The organism is Rubrivivax sp. A210, assembly GCF_904426505.1.
Lineage (GTDB): Bacteria > Pseudomonadota > Gammaproteobacteria > Burkholderiales > Burkholderiaceae_C > Rubrivivax.
Genome location: NZ_CAJGBN010000001.1, coordinates 136,374 through 153,019, shown reverse-complemented (window position 1 = coordinate 153,019; position 16,646 = coordinate 136,374). Strand labels below are relative to the sequence as shown.

Sequence of the window (16,646 nt, the reverse complement as noted above, 5' to 3'; positions counted from 1 at the left end):
GGCCCACTTGGCCGGCGGCGGCGGGCATAGCCCGCCCGCGGCCACGGCTTTGCCGTGCGGCCCTAGCATCGGGGGCCCTCGCAGCCTCGGAGCCCCTCATGCTGATACGCCTGATCTATGCCAGCCGCAGCACCGGCCTGCTGACGCCGCTCGAGGTGAAGGACATCGTCCGCGCCTCGCAGCGCAACAACGCGGCCCTGGGCGTGACCGGGGCCCTGATGCTGTCCAATGGCATCTTCCTGCAGTGCCTGGAGGGCGACCACCTGGTGGTCAACGGCCTGTACCACCGCATCGTGCTCGACCCGCGCCACCGCGAGCCGGCGGTACTGAGCCTGGGCGAGATCGACGCCCGCCTCTTCGGCGGCTGGGCCATGGGGCTGGTAAGCACCACCGAGGCCCACCGCGCGATCTTTCTCAAGTACTCGGCGCAGGCCGAGTTCGACCCCTACCAGATGCGCGCCTCGGCGCTGAGCCAGCTCTTTGCCGAGATGGTGGAGCACGCCCGCACGGTGCCCGCCTGAGCCGGGCGGGTCTCCGCTGCGGCCCGCCCCGGGGCTTGCGCGGCGGCAGGCCGCGCACCGGCCGCCCTTCGCGAAAATGCCCGCGGCCACCGGAATAGCGAGGAGACCAGGCATGTACTTCCAGAAGATCCGCCACCCCTCCAATTTCCGCTTCGCCGAAGCCCATACCAGCACGGCCCTGCGCCTGGCCGACAGCGAATTGCCGGCGCGGGTTCGCGATCTGGGCGAAGACGTCTTCCATGTCGAGATCGCCGATGCGGCGCGCTGGCCGCTGGATGCGCGCCTGCTGCGCCTGAACGAGGACGAGTTCGACGGCCCGTCGGGCTACCGCCTGGGCTGGGGCGCCGGTGCCAGTTTGCAACTCGCCGACGCTGGCGGCACGATCTTGCTTGAGGGCCTGGGCGGCGCCTGCTTCGGCGTCTGTGGCAGGGCCTGGCTGCTGCAGTTGGCGCGCGACGACGCGATGCGCTTCTACGGCCAGGGCGAGAAGCTCACCGGCCTGGAGAAGACCGGCAAGCGCACCAAGTTCTGGAATCTTGATGTCTGGGCCGACCACCCCATGCCGGTGGTCATTGACGGCCAGCCCGACCCTCAGTACGCCGCCATTCCCTATCTGCTGATACGCCGTGGCGCCCACTGGGTCGGCATCCTGGTGGACCACCCGGGCAGCGTCTTCATGGACACCGGCTCGAACTGGTTCTTCAGTGGCCGCGACGACCTGCAGGCGCCGCCCAGCCTGTGGTTCGGCGCCGACGAGGGCGTGCCAGCCTTCTACGTGATCGCCGGCCACAGCGCCGCGGCCGTCACCCAGCGCCTGCAGCGCCTGGTGGGCAAGACGCCGCTGCCGCCGCTGTGGGCCCTGGGCCACCACCAGTGCCGCTGGGGCTACAGGGGCCCACGCGACCTGCAGCGCCTGGACCGGGCCTTCGCGGCGCACGAATTCCCCAACGACGGCCTCTGGCTGGACATCGATTACATGGAGGACTACAAGGTCTTCACCACCAGCCCCGCGCACTTCGGCGACCGCGCCGCCGAGCTGCAGGCGCTGAATGACCGCGGCCACCGCGTCGTGCCCATCCTCGACCCCGGTGTCAAGGTGCAGCAGGGCTACGAGGTCGCTGCCAGCGGCCAGGCCGCCGGCATCTACTGCCTCAACCCCGAGGGGGCGCCCTATGTCGGCTTCGTCTGGCCCGGGCGCACCTGGTTTCCGGATTTCTCGTTGCCCGAGGCGCGCGTCTGGTGGGCCGGCTACGCGCGGCAGTTTCGCGAATGGGGCTTCGGCGGCGCCTGGATCGACATGAACGACCCCAGCACCGGCGCAGCCGAAGTGGACGACATGCGCTTCCAGCGCGGCGCCTGGCCGCACTGGACCTATCACAACCTCTACGCCACCGGCATGGCCCAGGCCACGCACGAGGGTTTCCTGGCCGCGCGGCCCGACGAGCGCCCCTTCCTCCTCTCGCGCAGCGCCGCCACCGGATCGAGCCGCTGGACGGCGGTGTGGACCGGCGACAACTGGAGCAACTGGCAGCACCTGCGCGCCACCATCCCCTGCACGCTGAACCTGGCGCTCTCGGGCATCCCCTTCAACGGCCCCGACGTGCCCGGCTTCGGCGGCCACGCCAGCCGCGAGCTGGCCATCGCCTGGTACAAGGCCGGCATGCTCTTCCCCTTCCTGCGCAACCATGCGGTGGCGGGCTCGGCCCAGCAGGAGCCCTGGGTCTTTGGCGACGAGGCGCTGGCCATCATCCGCCACCATGTGCGCCTGCGCTACAAGCTGCTGCCCTACCTGTACCAGCTGTGGATCGCGCAAGAGCGCGACGGCACGGCCGTGATGCGCCCGCTGTTCCACGACTTCGACAACGAAGACGGTCAGGAGCTTGACCACATCGACGACCAGTTCCTCGTCGGCCCGGCGCTGATGCAGGCGCCGCTGCTGCACCCCGGCCAGCAGCGCCGCACGGTCACCCTGCCCGGCCGCGGGCGCTGGATGGATGTTTCGGACGGCCGCTTCATCCGCGCCGGACGCAGCATCCAGGTCACGAGCAACGTGGCCTCGACGCCAGTGTTCCTGCGCGAGGGGCAGCTGATCCCCATGCAACCCGGCGCGCGCATCAGCCAGACCAATGACCTGGCCGACATCGAACTGCACCTGATCCTGGGCGCCGGCTGCAGCGACGAGGCGGCGCTGGACTATGCCGCCGACGACGGCCTCAGCTACGGCTACCGGCGCGACGAGCGCAGCCTGTGGCGCTTCACCGCCTGGCGCGAGGGCGACGTGCTGCATCTCGAGGCCGCGGTGCTCGAGGCCGGCTGGAAGCCCTTGCGCCTGTGCGTGGTGGGCTATGACGGCGCACGCAGCGTCGTCGTCACCACCGCCACCGGCACGCAAACGCTGACCCTGGTGTCAGAACCCTGGGTCTTCAGCGGTGCACCGCTGGCGGCCGGCCGCAGCCAAGCCGTCAGCATCTAGCCATGGCCGCCATTGCGCGCCCGCGGCTCAATGCCATCGCCGGGCCGATACTCGGCGAGTTCCTGCTCGCCATGAGCGTGGCCATGGGCGGCCTCTGGTTGGCCTCGCAGACCTCCGACGCGGCAGCCGGCGCCTTCGGTCTCGGCACCCAGGTGCTGGAAACGCTGTTCGCCATCTTCCGCGTGCTGGCCATCGGCCTGGGCGTGGTGGTGACGCAGATGCTGGGCGGCGGCCTGCAGGCCCAGGTGCGGCGCACCTCGCTGCTGGCCCTGGGCGCCGGCACCTGGGCCGGCCTGCTGACCATGGCCATCGTGCTGCTGGGCGACGCCGCCATCCTGGAGGCGCTCAACGCCCCGGACGAAGTGCAGCCCCTGGCCGGCGCCTTTCTGATGCTGCTGGCGCCGACGCTGCTGCTCGACGCCTACAACATGAGCATGAGCGCCATCCTGCGCGCCCACCTGCATGTGCGGGCCTCGCTGATGGTGATGGTCTGCATGCACAGCACCCACCTGGCGCTGGCCGTGCCGCTGATGCTGGGCCTGGGGCCGTGGGAGGGCCTGGGCCTCTACGGCTATCCGGTTGCCATGGCCGTCAGCCGCCTGCTCGCGCTCTTCCTGCACCTGTGGCTGTGGCGCCGCCGCATGAACCTGCGGCCGACGCTGCGCGACTGGTGGGCGGTGCCGCTGCCGGTGCTGGCACCGGTGCTGCGCATCGGCCTGCCCGGCGCCGCGGTCGAGGTCGCCTACCGCATCGGCTTCATGGTCTCGCTGGCCGCGGCGGCACGCCTGGGCGTGGCCGCACTCGCCACCCAGTCCTACACGCTGCAGGTGCTCAAGTACGTGGCGCTGGTGAGCATCGCCATCGGCTGGGCCTGCGAGATCATGGTCGGCCGCCTGGTCGGTGCCGGCGAACTCACCAGCGCCGACCGCCTGGTGCGCAAGGGCGTGCGCAACGGCCTGCTGGCATCGGGCGGCCTGGCCCTGATGGTGGCCATCGGCGCGCCCTGGTTGATGCGGGCCTTCACGCGCGACCCGGCCATCATCGCCGCGGCCACCACGCTGCTGTGGCTGTCGCTGCTGCTGGAAACCGGGCGCGTCTTCAACCTGGTGCTCAACGGCGCGCTGCGCGCCACCGGCGACGCCACCTACCCGGCCGCCTCGGGCATGGGCTCGATGCTGCTGGTACTGGGCCTGGGCTCCTACTTCATGGGCCGCTGGTTCGGTCTCCCCGGCATCTGGATCGCGTATGCCGCCGACGAATGGGTGCGCGGCCTGCTGCTGCTGTGGCGCTGGCACGGCCGAGGCTGGCTTGCCCACGCCCGCGAAACCCAGCGCCGCGTGCGCGGTTGAGGCGCCCTGCTAACGGCTCCTCCGCACGACGGATGCGCGTGCAACCTAGGGGTGACGCTGCGCCGACGTGGCTGGCACAGTCGGCGCCTCCCCACCTGACCCGGTGGGGCCGGAGGTGGTGCCATGTTCACGTTGCTGCGCCTTTTGCCCGCCCGCAGGCTGCTCTCCGAGCAATTGCCGGCCCTGCTGATCGCCTGGCTCATCGCCGAGCTGTTCTACAAGTTCCACAGCTTCTCGCTCGAGTGCGGCGCCTTCCTTGTCACCTGGGGCGCGCTCGACGCCGCCATCCAGGGCCTGCGCCGGTTCTGGGCACCCTCGCCCCAGGCCTGATCGCTGCCCGCAACCCAGCGCCGCAGACGGAACCCTCATGCTGGTCCGCCCCATGGTCGGCCGCTGGGAACTGCCCCGCATCGAGGCCATCGCCAGCCGCGAATCGCGCCGCTTGGCCCTGCTGCCGGTGCCCGGGCTCTCGGGCAGCCTGCAGCAGGACCTGGGCCGCGACGCGCTGGAGGTCGAGATCTCCGGCAGCCTCTACGGCGACGAGGCCCGCGACGCCTTCTTGAAAGAGCTGCGAACGGCCTTTCTGGCCGGCGACCCGGTGGACTTCGTCGCCGACATCGTCAACGAGTCCGAACTGGAGCAGGTGCTCATCGTCGGCTTCGCGCTGGAAGAAACCGCGGCCATCGCCGACGAGTTCCGCTACCGCCTGCTGCTGCGCGAGTACACCGAGCCGCCCGAGCCGCCAGCCACAGGCCTGGCCGATGACTTCGGCCTCGATGTCGACGCCGACCTCGGCCTCGATGTCGACCTCGGCCTCGACCTGCTCGACATCGCCGGCCTGCTGGGCGATGTGCCCGAGATCGGCGACCTGCTGGCGCCGATCCAACCCGCCGCCCAGGGCCTGAAGGATGCGCTGGCCGGTGCCGGCGACCTGCTGTCGCCGCTGGCCAGCATCTTCGATTGAACGCCTGACGCTGCCATGGGCCTGACCGCCACGCTCAGCACCAAGCTCGACTGCCGCAGCCTGGGCACGACCTTGCTGGCCGAGTTGTCGGGGCCGGTGGCCGATCTCGCCGGCGTCGCGCTGCCGGCCTCCGACGAGGCGCTGCAAGGTCTGGGCAGCGGCGCCTCGGGCATTGATCTTTCGTCGCTGGACGGCGTGGTCGGCAATCTGGCCCAGCTGGCCCAGCCGCTGCTGGCGGCCCTGCCCGACCCGGCCGCCATCTTCGGCCCGCTGGGCGACGCCGTGGCCCTGGTGGAGACAGCCACCCAGCACGACTTGTCGGTGCAGGTCAACGGCCTGTTGGACCAGTTGCGCGCCGAGCTGGAAGCGCCCACAGAAGGTGGCCGCCCGGCGCTGCCGACCCTGCTGCTGCGCCTGGTGCAAATCCTCAGCGGCTCGGCCGAAGGCCAGGTGCTGAAAGGGCTGGTCGAGCCCCTGCTGGGCGCCGCCGGCGTGCGTCTGCCGGCGCTGGGTGGCGTCAGCGACGCGCTGGCCGCGGCCACCGGCACCTTGTCCATCACCGGCGCGCTGATGAGCCTGGAAACCGTGCTGGCCGAGGCCCAGGGCCTGGCAGCGACGATGGCGCGCACCATCGATCCGGTGGGTCTGCGCAGCGCCATCGAAGGCCTCAACCACTCGCTGAGCGGCGGCCCGGTCTCGTTGGCCGATTTCGTCACCGGCCTGGCCGCCGACGACAGTGCCGGCCTCGCCGCCGCCCGCATCGCCGTGGCCGACATCGCCGGCCAACTCACGCTGCTACCCGAGCGCCTGGGCGCCGAGATGGGCATGGCCGAGGCCACGCTCGTCTATCTGGATGTCGACAAGCTCGCCGCCGAGGTCGATGCAGCCCGCGCCGCGCTGCGCGCGGCCGAAGCCGACACGCTGGGCCGCTTCGCCAGCCAGCTTGCCGCGCTGCTGGCACCGCTGTTCAGCAAGCTCGATCCTTCCATGCTGCCGGCCGGACAACTCGACACCCTGGCCGCGCGTGCCGAAGCCGAGATCGCCGGCATCGCGGCCTCCATCACGGCCATAGACCCCGCCACCTTTGTGGCACCCCTGTCCGACGGCATCGCCACCCTGACGGCGCCGCTGCGCGAGCTTGATCGCCTCATCGCCGAGGTGATGACGGCGCTGCGCAGCGCGCTGGACACCCTGCGCCAGGCCGTCGCCGCCCTGCCCTTCCAGGCCGTGGCCGATGCGCTGCGCAGCGCGCTGGAGCCAGTCTCGGCCCTGCTCGACGCCGTCACCGCTCTGCTCGACGACATCGAAGCAGCGCTGCAGACCGCCGCCGACGTGACCGGCGGCGCGCTGGGCGAGGTTGACGCCGCGCTGGCGCGCTTCAAGACCGCCATCGACGGCCTCTTCGGCGAGGTCAAGGACGCGGTCGACGCCATCGACCTGCAAGCCGCGGTCGGCCAGATCGGCCAGGGCATACAAGACTTCTCGCAGGTGTTGTCGCAGGCGCGGCTCAAGCCCTATTTCGACACCGCGGTCGATGCCATCGGCTCCGCCACCGATGTCGTCGCGGCCGTGCCCTTCGACATGCTGCCCGATTCGATGAAGCCCGATGTCGACGCCGTCGTCGCGCCCATCAAGTCCGTCGATGTGGGCGCGGTGCAGACCCAGATCGAAGGCTTGCTGGGCATCAGCGCAGACGGCCGCTTCACGCCGCGCGACGACCTCACGGCCGCCATCGCCGAACTGCAGGCCAAGTACCAGACCCTGCTCGACCTCGTCGAGGCCAACCATCCGCGCGAATTGCTGGCCGAGGTCGACCAGCGCCTGGACGCCATCGCCGAGCGCGTGCAGGCCCTAGAGCCCGGCCTCACGCTGCAGCCGGTACGCGAGGCGCTCGACAGCGTCAAGGCGGTGCTGCAGGGCATCGATCTCACGGCCACACTGGAGCCGGTGCAGCAGGTCTTCGACGACATCGTCGCCGCGCTCGACCGCTATGCCCCCAGCGCCCTGGTGGCACCGCTGCAGGAGCGCATCTCTGCGGTGCGCACGCAGCTGCTGGCCCAGATCGGCTATGAGCGCTGGCAGCCCACGCTGGACGAGCTGTCCGACAGCGTGGTCGGCCTGCTCGACATGGCCGACCCCGCGCGGCTGCAGGCACCGCTGCGGTCGGCCTTCGACGAGGCCCTGGCGCTGCTGGCGCAATTCCCCTCGCTGGACCCCGGCCGCAGCCTGGGCAGCCTGGTGGCGCTGCTGGCCGGCAGCAGCGGCCTGCGCGTCTCGCCCAACAGCTTCGGCGCGGTGCGCGGCTGGCTGTTTGGCGAAGCCGATGCCGCCACCGCGCTGTCGGCCCGAAGCGCAGCGCTGGCAGTGGCCTTCGAGAAGACGCGCGCCGCCGTAGCGGCCGTGGATGTGGACAGCACTGCGCCCGGCGCGGCCGCGGCGGTGGCCGCCCTGCGCGGCGCCGTCCAAGCCCTGGCCGGGCGCCTGGCTGCCGGGAACGAGCGCGCGGCCTTCGAGGCCCTGCTGCCGCGCCTGGACGCTTCGCTCGCCTTTGCCGGCCTGCAGGCCAACCGCGCCCGCCTGCTCACCGGGCTGGAACGCGCGGTCGGCCTGGCGACGCAGTTCTCGCGCAGCGGCTATTCCGAGGCCGACGCCGCCGCCCAGCGCCTGCGCCAGGCCCTGGCGCCGCTGGCCCCGGCTGCCGCGCAGCTGCAGCTGCTGATGGCCGCGGCCGGCATTCCCAAGGGCCAGCTGAGCGTGGTCGGTGTCGTGCAGGCGGTGCTGGCCGCCGTGCCGCCGGAACGCATGGCAGCGCTGCCCATGCCGCTGTTCGAGGCATTGCGCGGACGCCTGCGCGCCCTCCTCGACGCCGTCATCGCGCCCTTGCGCGACGCCCTGGCCAGCCTGCAAAGCCTGCTCGACGCCATCGACCTCACGCCGCTGGCCGAGGCCGCCGACGGCGTGGTCGCCGAGGTCAAGACCCAGGTGCTGGCGCTGTCGCCGGCGCAACTGCTGGCCGGCCCCATCGCCTCTTTCGACACCCTGCGCGCCGCCTTCGTCGACAGCGACCCGCTCTCGCGTGTGCTGGCCATCATCGAAAACCTGCGCGATCTCGTCGCCTCGGTGCTCGAAAAGCTCTCGCTCGAGGTGCTGCTGGCAACGCCGCTGGAAATCTACGACGACCTGCTGGCCCAGCTGCGCGCCGTCGATCCCACCGGCCTGCTCGACCCGGTGTTCGACGAACTCGACGCCATCGCCGCCGAAGTTTCCAGCGGCCTCGACGACACGGTGGCCGGCTTCAAGCGCCTGCAGGACGCGCTGCCTGCAGCCAGCGCCTGAGCGAGCAAGACCATGCCCGGACCCATCACCTACGCCGCGGTCGCCCTGATGGCGCGTGACCGCGTGCGCTCGCTGCAGCGGCGCCTGAAGGCCAAGCAGGCCCACGGCCGCTTCTTCAGCGAGGCCGAGCGCCATCTGCTAGTGCTGTCCGAGCGCGCGCTGGCCATCGTCAACAACGCGCCAGCCGGTGTCAGCGCGCCGACGCCGCTCTACGGCCCGGCCCGCGGCGACCAGCTGTCCAAGTTCCTGCTCATGGGCGCCATCGGCCCCGAGCTGCCCGGATATGCCGCGTTCAATGCCAAGGGCCAGCGCTGGCTGCGCGACACCCTGCACAAGGGCACGCCCGACGCCAACCGCGAGCAGGTGCTGGCCGGCTCCACCGACCTGCCGCTGGCCTTCTGGCGCAAGGTCGACCCGCTGCTGCCCAGTCGCCTGGAGGGCGGCGCCGAGAAAAACGCCGACCGCCTGGCGATGCAGGCCTATGTGCTGGGCCACTTCGCCCACGTCGCCACCGATGTCGTCAGCGCGCCCTGGATAGACAACCTGGCCTGGATGCCCGGCCGCGCCGCGGCGCCACCCAATCCGGCCTTGCCCAAGCTGTCGCGCGAAGCCGTGGTCGGCGCCATCGAGTCCGAAGTGGCCCGCGTCATCTTCGGCCGCGGCAGCGGCACCCGCGGCAGCCACTGGGTCGACTGGTTCCCCACCGCCGGCCAGGTGCCCGATGCCTTCTACACCGCAATGCAGCAGGCGCTGGAAGAACTCTACGGCCCCGGCGCCGTGCGTGTGGGCGGTGCCGCCTACGAGCTGCAGCGCGCCGACGACAAGCCGCCACCGCTGTCGAGCGCGCTGCTGAAGGACGGCTACGAGAGCTTCCGCACCGTGATGGACGTCGGCGTCGCCTGGGACTACTGGGACTGGCTGGGCGCGACCTGGTTCATGTACGTGCCGGCGCTGGTGGCCTACCCCATGGTGCTGGCCCTGCCCCACGGAAAGAACCACCTGCGCGAGGTCAAGCCCGCAGACCACGACGACGGCGCCGGCCTCTTCGAGCTGATCAGCCTGCCCTTCGCGGTCAACGCCGCCTCGGCGCTCTACGCCCACATCCTGGCCACCACCAGCTACCTGGGCGCCGAGTCCGAAGTCATCTTCGGCTGGGTCAGCACCGGCGTGCAATTGGTGGCCTTGATCGCCTTCCTCGCCTCGCTCGAGGCCGGCGGCTCCGGCCTGGCACCGCGCTGGGTGCTGCTCTTCGGCCTGCCGCTGGTGCTGCAAATCATCGAGGTGGTGCTCATCGGCCTCAAGGGCAGCACCAATCCGCGGCGGCGCCAGCTGATGGCCTCCATCCTCATTCCCGTGGGCCTGTCGCTGCTCTTCCTGGCGCTCTACTTCGGCGATTTCCACAAGGGCATCGAGGCCATCGCTGAGCCGCCGGCGGGGCAGGCCAAGGGCGATGGGGTCGACTTCGCCTGGCGCTTCGTCGTCTGGTTCCTGCTGCTCTTCGGCCTGTGGTGGCTGGTGGCGCTGGCGCTGCGCTTCATCAACGCCCAGGGCCTGCCCGACGACGTGAGCAATGCGCGCGCCGGCCGCCAGCGCCACGGCCTGCGCCTCTTCGACGACACCGCGTTGCTGCGTTCGCCGGTCGGTGTCTCGCCGGCGCTCGATGCGCTCTTCTACCCCTCCGGCCGGCGCGCCCTGCTCAAGCTCTGGTGGAGCGGCGACGGCACGGTGCAGCTGCGCCACCTGGGCGACCGGCTGGAATTCCTCGTCGACGGCGCCTCTACCATGGTGCCAGTGCCGCCGGCACCGATGACGGCCTCGGAATTCGCCGCCTACCTGCAGACTCAGGTACTGCGCGGGGGCGCCCAGGGCCTGGTCACCGAACTGGCGCATACGGCCGGCGATGCGCTCGAAGACGCCGAACTGGCCCCCGGCAGCGCCTTCGTCGACGCCGGCGACCCGGAAGACCTGGACGACGACAAGACGGTCACGGTCGAGTCACTCATAGCCGCGCGCACCGCCGCCGCCAGCGCCAAGACGCTCAACGCCCCCGGAGGCGACGCCGTGCTGGTGTTCCACGCCCACAAGGCGGCCCAGGCGGTGCGCTTCGACCGCCTGGGCGCGAGCACCGATGTCGACGAAACCACGGCGGCCGCGGCCGGCGTCGGCACCGTGACCAGTCTGCTCAATACCCGCACCGTGACGCTGGCGCCCGGCCCGGGCGTGAGCCGCTTCACCCGATTCTTCCGCCCCGGCGACCTGATCGAGGCGCCTGCCGGCGGCGGTGTGGCGCGCATCGTCGAGGCGGTGTCCAGCGATTTCGAGCTGACCGTCTCCACGCCCTTCCCGCCCGCGGCCGGTGTCACCAGCGTGCCGCCCGGCACCGCCTTCGCCCGGCTGGCGATGGACCCGCGCCAGCCCATCCCCTCGCCCGCCGGGGCCCAGATCAACACCGGCGTCGACGCCGTCGGCACCTGCACCGTCACAGTCGCGGCCGGCGCGGTGGCCTTCGGCGCCATGTTCCGCGCCGGCGACACCATCCGCGTCCACATGGTGGCCGGCAACCCGGCGGCCGACCAGTCGCGTCTGGTGGTGCAGGTGCTGTCGGACACCACGATGCTGCTCGAGAGCGAGTTCGACATCCTCTCGCCGCCCTCCATCGGCCCCTTCACCTTCGAGCGCGTGGGCCGCGAGCCCGAGCACCTGCTGCCCTTCGTCGCCGGCGCCGACGACGGCCTGGACAGCGGCGACGCGGTGATGAACGAGGCCGCCGACCTGGCCACCCTGCTCTGCCTGGCCGCCACCTCGCGCCTGATGCCGGCCGCCGACCTCGCCAAGGGCGCCTTCGGCGGCGCCCGCGACCTCAACCCCGTGGCCCAGGTCTTCCGCAACTGGAATCTCGACCGCCGGCGCCAGAACGAGTGGAAGATGCTGGTGCAGGGCGAGGCACTGAGCGAGAAGCGCGGTGACGCCGCCGCCGCCGACCCGGCGCTGTCGCCCCTGCCCGCGGGCTGGCAGCTGCGCGTGGCCGATGGCGAGGACACCAGCAACTCGCTGGGCTGGGCCCGGTTGCTGCGCGCCTGGTCCGACATGGCCGGCCGCCCCGAGCAGGACGCGCTGGCCGACACCGCCTTCCGTCCCGGCCAGCCCAGCAACCGCAAGCTCACGCGGGCCCTGGCCTATCTGTTCGACATGCCCGAGCCCACGGTCTGAGCGCGCCATGGCAGACTTCGACAACCTCCTGACCGACCCGGCCGAGAAGCCGAATTCGGTGGCCTTGCGGGCCGAGGCCTTCCTCAGCCGCCTGGGCATCAGCGAGCTCGACTACTCCCAGGTGCTGGACGCCGCCGTCGCCCACGCCACCGCGGCACGCGCGGCGGCGGCGCCGGCGGCCCAGAGCTGGCTGCCGGTGGGGCCGCGCAACGTCTGCGGCCGCGTGTTGGCGCTGGCGCAGGATCCGGTGAGCCCGCTGGTCTACTACGTCGGCACCGCCCACGGCGGCCTGTGGCGCAGCGTCGATGGCGGCGACACCTGGGTGCCGCTGGGCGGCCCCGAGCACCAGTTCCCGGTCTCCACCATCGCCATCCCCGAGCAGGCGCCGACCAAGCTCTACGTCGGCACCGGCTCGCCACTCGAGGCCCAGGTCTCGGGCCGCGGCCTCTATGAGGTCACGGTGGCCGGGCCGCGCGCGGCCGCGGTGTTCCGGCAGCTGCGCGCCGCGCCGCCCTCTTCGCAGCCTCCGGCCCAGGCCGCCAGCCGCCCCGAGACCCGCGGCATGGCGCTGCGCTACGGCCGCATCCGCATGGACCCGGACGACCCGCTGCGCTTCTGGGTCGCCTCGCAGACCGGCCTGTGGCGCTGCGAACTGCACAGCGGCCAGCCGGTCTTCACGCTCGAGTTTCCGCCCGCCTCCATCGCCTCGGGTGCCGTGCCGCCGCCGCTGGCCGCGGCGGCGGCCGTGGGCGGCCAGGCCGGTTATGCCACCGACCTGGTGGTGGTGCACGACCCGCGCGACGATGCCCGCGTCGGCGACGACGGCCCACCGCGCTACCTGATGCTGGTGGTGGCCATAGACGGCCTTGCGGGGGCCGCCGCAGGCTCGACCGTCGGCGGCCTTTACCGCGGCCGCTTCGACCGCGAGCACGCCGCCAACCCGGTTCAATGGGACAGCCGGCTCGACGTGCCACGCCCCATCCCCGACCAGATCGGCACCGGCACCGTGAGCGTCGCCGCCGGCCTCGTGACGCTGGCCCCGGCGGCCGCCGGCACGCGGCTGCGCCGCATGTTCCGCCCCGGCGACACCATAGAGGCGCCGATCGGCGGTGCCCAGCGCGTGGTCATCAACGTCGCGCAGGACGCTGGCGGCGACCTGCAGATGAACGTCGCGCCCTTCGCCGCCCCGCTGGCGGGCGCGAGCTATCGCCGTGTCGGAGGCCCGGTGACCTTTGCCACCCTGCGCGTGACCGCGTGCGAGCGCCAGCCGCGGCGGCTCTACGCCATCGCTCACCAGCCGCAGCCATTCCAGCAAGTGCGCCTGCCGACCCCGGTCTACCGCAGCGACGACGCCGGCGACAGCTGGTCCATCGCCGCCGAATACCTCGGCGGCGGCCAGAACCAGGCCGAATACAACCTCGTACTGGAGGCCAGCCCCACCGACCCCGACGTGCTGACGGCCGGCCTGCTCGACGTCTTCCTCAGCCGCGACGGCGGCCGCCGCTGGCAGCAAATCCTTTACTGGCCTGACTACAACACCATCGGCGACTACGCCCAGCACGCCGACCAGCACGCGGCGATGTTCGACCGCTACGACCGCCGCCGGCTCTGGATAGGCAACGATGGCGGCGTTTCGCTGAGCCGCGACCTGCAACGGCCGACCCACTCTCCGGGCTTTTGGCGCGCGCGCGGCCACGGCATCCAGGCCGGGCAGTTCCAGCATGTGGCCATGCACCCGCTGCCGGGCCTGGCCAGCTTCTCGGGTGGTGGCTTGCAGGACAACGGCAGCTGGGTGGGATACGGCGGCCCGACTTGGGCGCACGTGGGATGGGCCGACGGTGGCTACATCGCCTTCGATCCCGCCAATCCGCGCAGCTATGTGCTGAGCCAGCAGAACGGGCAGGGCATCAACACGGTGGTGGCGCTGTCCCCCCGGCCCGGCATCGTGAATCCGATACTGAACGATCTGCCCGAGGCCCTGGCGCCGCAGTTCGTGATGGGCGTAACCGGCAACGTCGCGCAAGTCGCCGCGCCGGCGGGGTTCAGCGACTGGCTCGTCGACAATGCCGGCGCGGGCTCGCCCTTCGTGCCGGTGATCGCGCAAGATCGGGCTACCCCCAGCCAGCTGCTGCTGGGCTGGCGTCAGGCCGGCGCGGCCTTGCGGTTCAACCCGATCACCAGCGCCATCACGGCCGTACCGCCCGCCACGGTGGCTGGCGCCTATTTTTTCAGCACGGCCGCCGGCTCGGGAGCGCCCCTGCCCGGACTGACACCGGCACCGGTTCCCTTTGTCGCCAATGGCTTCGATGCCAGCGCCGCCGCTTTCGGCCCCACCATCGCGCCGGCCGCCACGTCCGAGGGCTGGGTCGGCTTCTACAACGGCTCGCTGATCCATGCCACCAATGCAGCGGGGGTCGCGGCCTGGACCCCGGTGGGCGCGCTGCCGGCCGCGGCACTGGGCCAGCCGATCAGCGGCATCGCGGTCCATCCCAACGACCCGCGCATCGTCGTCGTCTGCACCGTCGGCCGGGTGCCCAATGCCAGCACCCAGGGCCGCGTCTGCATCAGCTTCGACCGCGGCCTGACCTGGCAGGATCTGACGGCGCGCACGCCGGCCTCGGTCACCGTGACGCCGGCGGCGCCGGCGGCGCTGGTGGCGGGGGCGCGGCGCCAGTTCACGGCGACGGCGCGCTTCGCCGACGGCAGCCAGTACGACGCCACCACCAGCGTGGCCTGGGCCAGTTCGAACGTCGCGCTGGGCGGCTTCAGCGCAATCGTCGGCGAGGAAGGCCAGTTCATCGCCGTCGCGGCCGGCGTCCCGAATGTCACCGCCACGCTGGCCGGCGTGGCCTCGGCGGCGCTGGCGCAGACGGTCACGGCCGGCAACGCGCCCGCGGCGGTTCTGCCGATTCCGGCCCGCGGCGTCGACCCCCTCAGCCTGCCGCCAGGTCCCATGACCAGCCTGGCCTTCGAGCCGGTGGCGCTGCCGGGGCGGCTCTTCGTCGGCACGCTGGCCGGCGTCTATGCGCTCAATGGCCTGCCCTGCCCGAATGTGCTGACCATCGCACCGCCATCGCCGCTGGCCTTGCCGGTGGGCCACACGGTGCAGTTGCGCGCCTCGCTCGCGTTCACGGTGGGCGCGGCCGTCGACGCCACCACCGAGGTCGACTGGACGGTGGCACCGGCCGGCATCGTGACGCTGGGCGCGGCGCCGCTGCTGGGTCAGGTGACCGCAACGGCCGTCGGCGCCGCCACCGTGACGGCGCGGCGCGGCGCGCTCAGCGCCACCATCGTCATCAACGTCGCCGCCGCGCCGGGCCCGGTGCCAGCAGCGCCGGCAGCACCCGCGGCCATGGTGGCGCCGCCAGTCACCGTGGCCTGGCAGCCCTTCAGCAACGGCCTGCCGCTGACGCTGGTCAACGCCATCGCCACGCATACCGGCGCCAACCGGCTGCGCATCGCCACCTTCGGCCGCGGGCTCTACGACATCGACCTCACGCCACCGGCGGTGGCGCAGAACCTCTTCATCCGGCAAACCGTGGTCGAGGACGGCCGCCAGCCGCGCCTGCCGCTGCCCTTGCCCGACGACCCGCGCCTGCCCGCCGGCATCGTCGGGCTGGACTTCACCCACGCCTTCGACATCCGCGTCGATGCGCCCCCCTACCGCCTCTTCGACGACCGCGTCGACGGCGTCGAGTTCGATGAGGAGCTCGGTGCGGACACCCTGCACCCGACCAAGCCCAACGCCATCTACGTGCAGGTTCACAACAACGGCCGCACGGCCGCCACCCAGGCCGAACTGCACCTGTATTTCCGCGCCTCGCCCATCGCCGCGCCCATAGGTGCCCCGCCCGGCGTCGCCATCCCGCCCAACGGCGCCGGCCCCGACCTCGGCCCGGTGGCCGATTTCTACAACCCACCCGGCTTCGACCCCACCGGCGGTGGCGACCCGGTGGCCGGCACGCGCTGGACCCGCATAGGCGCCAAGCGCAGCATCGCCCAGGTCGACCCCGGCACGCCGGTGGTCGAGCGTTTCGACTGGATGCCACCGGCGGCGCTGGCCGGCGCCAACGTGGCGCTGCTGGCCCTGGTCAACCCGGCCGCCGGCCAGGGCCAGCTGCCGGCGGCGCCGGTTGCCGGCCCCGGCATTGACACCTTCATCCCAGCCGAGCGGCGGGCGGCGCTGCGCATCCTTGCCGTGGGCGCGGCGCCGTTGCCCGATCTCTATCTGCGCGCCGCGGTCGACGACGACGGGCTCGCGGGCTCCGGTGCCTCGGTTTCCGCTCTGCGCAGCCCAGACATCATCGCGGTACCGGCGGCGCCGACAGTGGCCGGCGGCGCCGAAGTCGCCTTCCGCGACCGCCTCGACGCGCGGCCGCAAGACCATCTCGAGCGCCCGGGCACCAACCACCTCTATGTGCGCGTACACAACCGCGGCGCGACCCAGGTGCATGCCGAGGTCGAGATCTTCGCAGTCAAGGTCAAGGCCGACGGCCATCCCGACTTCGCCTTCGCCAGCTGGATACGCATCACGCCAGTCGCGCCGGGCAAGCTCGAACTCGATGTGCCCGCCAATGGCCACCGCCTGGTCGAGCAGACCTGGGACGTGCCCGACCCGGCGCCCGGCCACCCCAGCTACATCCTGGTGGCGATGGTGCACAGCGCCGACACCCAGGATCCGGCGCCGGTGCCCGGCCTCTTTGCCGACGAGGCGGCCTTCATGACCTTCCTCAAGCGCGGCCACGGCAGCGACAACGTCGCTGCGCGGGCCCTGCGGGTCCGCTGAGACAGGC

General features: G+C 72.0%; 8 protein-coding genes. All 8 read left to right on the top strand.

Annotation, left to right across the window (positions count from 1 at the left end):
- The first annotated feature begins 98 nt into the window (after nucleotides 1-98).
- The 8 genes from JMV16_RS00675 to JMV16_RS00640 all read left to right on the top strand — a co-directional run bounded on the left by JMV16_RS00675 (nucleotide 99) and on the right by JMV16_RS00640 (nucleotide 16,639).
- On the top strand, nucleotides 99-521 hold the full coding sequence (locus tag JMV16_RS00675; RefSeq protein WP_201492232.1) for a BLUF domain-containing protein: 423 nt from the start codon (nucleotides 99-101) through the stop codon (nucleotides 519-521).
- 112 nt (nucleotides 522-633) lie between these two features.
- Complete coding sequence (locus JMV16_RS00670; protein ID WP_201492231.1) at nucleotides 634-2,994, top strand: glycoside hydrolase family 31 protein; 2,361 nt, start codon at nucleotides 634-636, stop codon at nucleotides 2,992-2,994.
- Between the two features lie 2 nt (nucleotides 2,995-2,996).
- Nucleotides 2,997-4,343: an MATE family efflux transporter gene (locus JMV16_RS00665; RefSeq protein ID WP_201492230.1), complete on the top strand. Its 1,347-nt coding sequence runs from the start codon at nucleotides 2,997-2,999 to the stop codon at nucleotides 4,341-4,343.
- Nucleotides 4,344-4,466: 123 nt separating this feature from the next.
- Nucleotides 4,467-4,673 (top strand): hypothetical protein, encoded by a 207-nt coding sequence (locus JMV16_RS00660; RefSeq protein ID WP_201492229.1) that lies wholly within the window; start codon nucleotides 4,467-4,469, stop codon nucleotides 4,671-4,673.
- 37 nt (nucleotides 4,674-4,710) lie between these two features.
- On the top strand, nucleotides 4,711-5,307 hold the full coding sequence (locus JMV16_RS00655) for a hypothetical protein (RefSeq protein ID WP_201492228.1): 597 nt from the start codon (nucleotides 4,711-4,713) through the stop codon (nucleotides 5,305-5,307).
- Between the two features lie 15 nt (nucleotides 5,308-5,322).
- Nucleotides 5,323-8,643: a hypothetical protein gene (locus JMV16_RS00650; RefSeq protein WP_201492227.1), complete on the top strand. Its 3,321-nt coding sequence runs from the start codon at nucleotides 5,323-5,325 to the stop codon at nucleotides 8,641-8,643.
- A gap of 12 nt (nucleotides 8,644-8,655) precedes the next feature.
- Nucleotides 8,656-11,853, top strand: a complete 3,198-nt coding sequence (locus JMV16_RS00645) for a hypothetical protein (RefSeq protein WP_201492226.1) — start codon at nucleotides 8,656-8,658, stop codon at nucleotides 11,851-11,853.
- A 7-nt stretch (nucleotides 11,854-11,860) separates the two neighbouring features.
- Nucleotides 11,861-16,639 carry a hypothetical protein gene (locus tag JMV16_RS00640; RefSeq protein WP_201492225.1) on the top strand — a complete coding sequence of 1,593 codons (4,779 nt, stop codon included), beginning with the start codon at nucleotides 11,861-11,863 and terminating at the stop codon, nucleotides 16,637-16,639.
- Nucleotides 16,640-16,646 lie beyond the last annotated feature (7 nt).

Coding starts and splice junctions, on each gene's coding strand:
- JMV16_RS00675 (WP_201492232.1), top strand. CDS start 99: ATGCTGATACGCCTGATCTATGCCAGCCGCAGCACCGGCCTGCTGACG.
- JMV16_RS00670 (WP_201492231.1), top strand. CDS start 634: ATGTACTTCCAGAAGATCCGCCACCCCTCCAATTTCCGCTTCGCCGAA.
- JMV16_RS00665 (WP_201492230.1), top strand. CDS start 2,997: ATGGCCGCCATTGCGCGCCCGCGGCTCAATGCCATCGCCGGGCCGATA.
- JMV16_RS00660 (WP_201492229.1), top strand. CDS start 4,467: ATGTTCACGTTGCTGCGCCTTTTGCCCGCCCGCAGGCTGCTCTCCGAG.
- JMV16_RS00655 (WP_201492228.1), top strand. CDS start 4,711: ATGCTGGTCCGCCCCATGGTCGGCCGCTGGGAACTGCCCCGCATCGAG.
- JMV16_RS00650 (WP_201492227.1), top strand. CDS start 5,323: ATGGGCCTGACCGCCACGCTCAGCACCAAGCTCGACTGCCGCAGCCTG.
- JMV16_RS00645 (WP_201492226.1), top strand. CDS start 8,656: ATGCCCGGACCCATCACCTACGCCGCGGTCGCCCTGATGGCGCGTGAC.
- JMV16_RS00640 (WP_201492225.1), top strand. CDS start 11,861: ATGGCAGACTTCGACAACCTCCTGACCGACCCGGCCGAGAAGCCGAAT.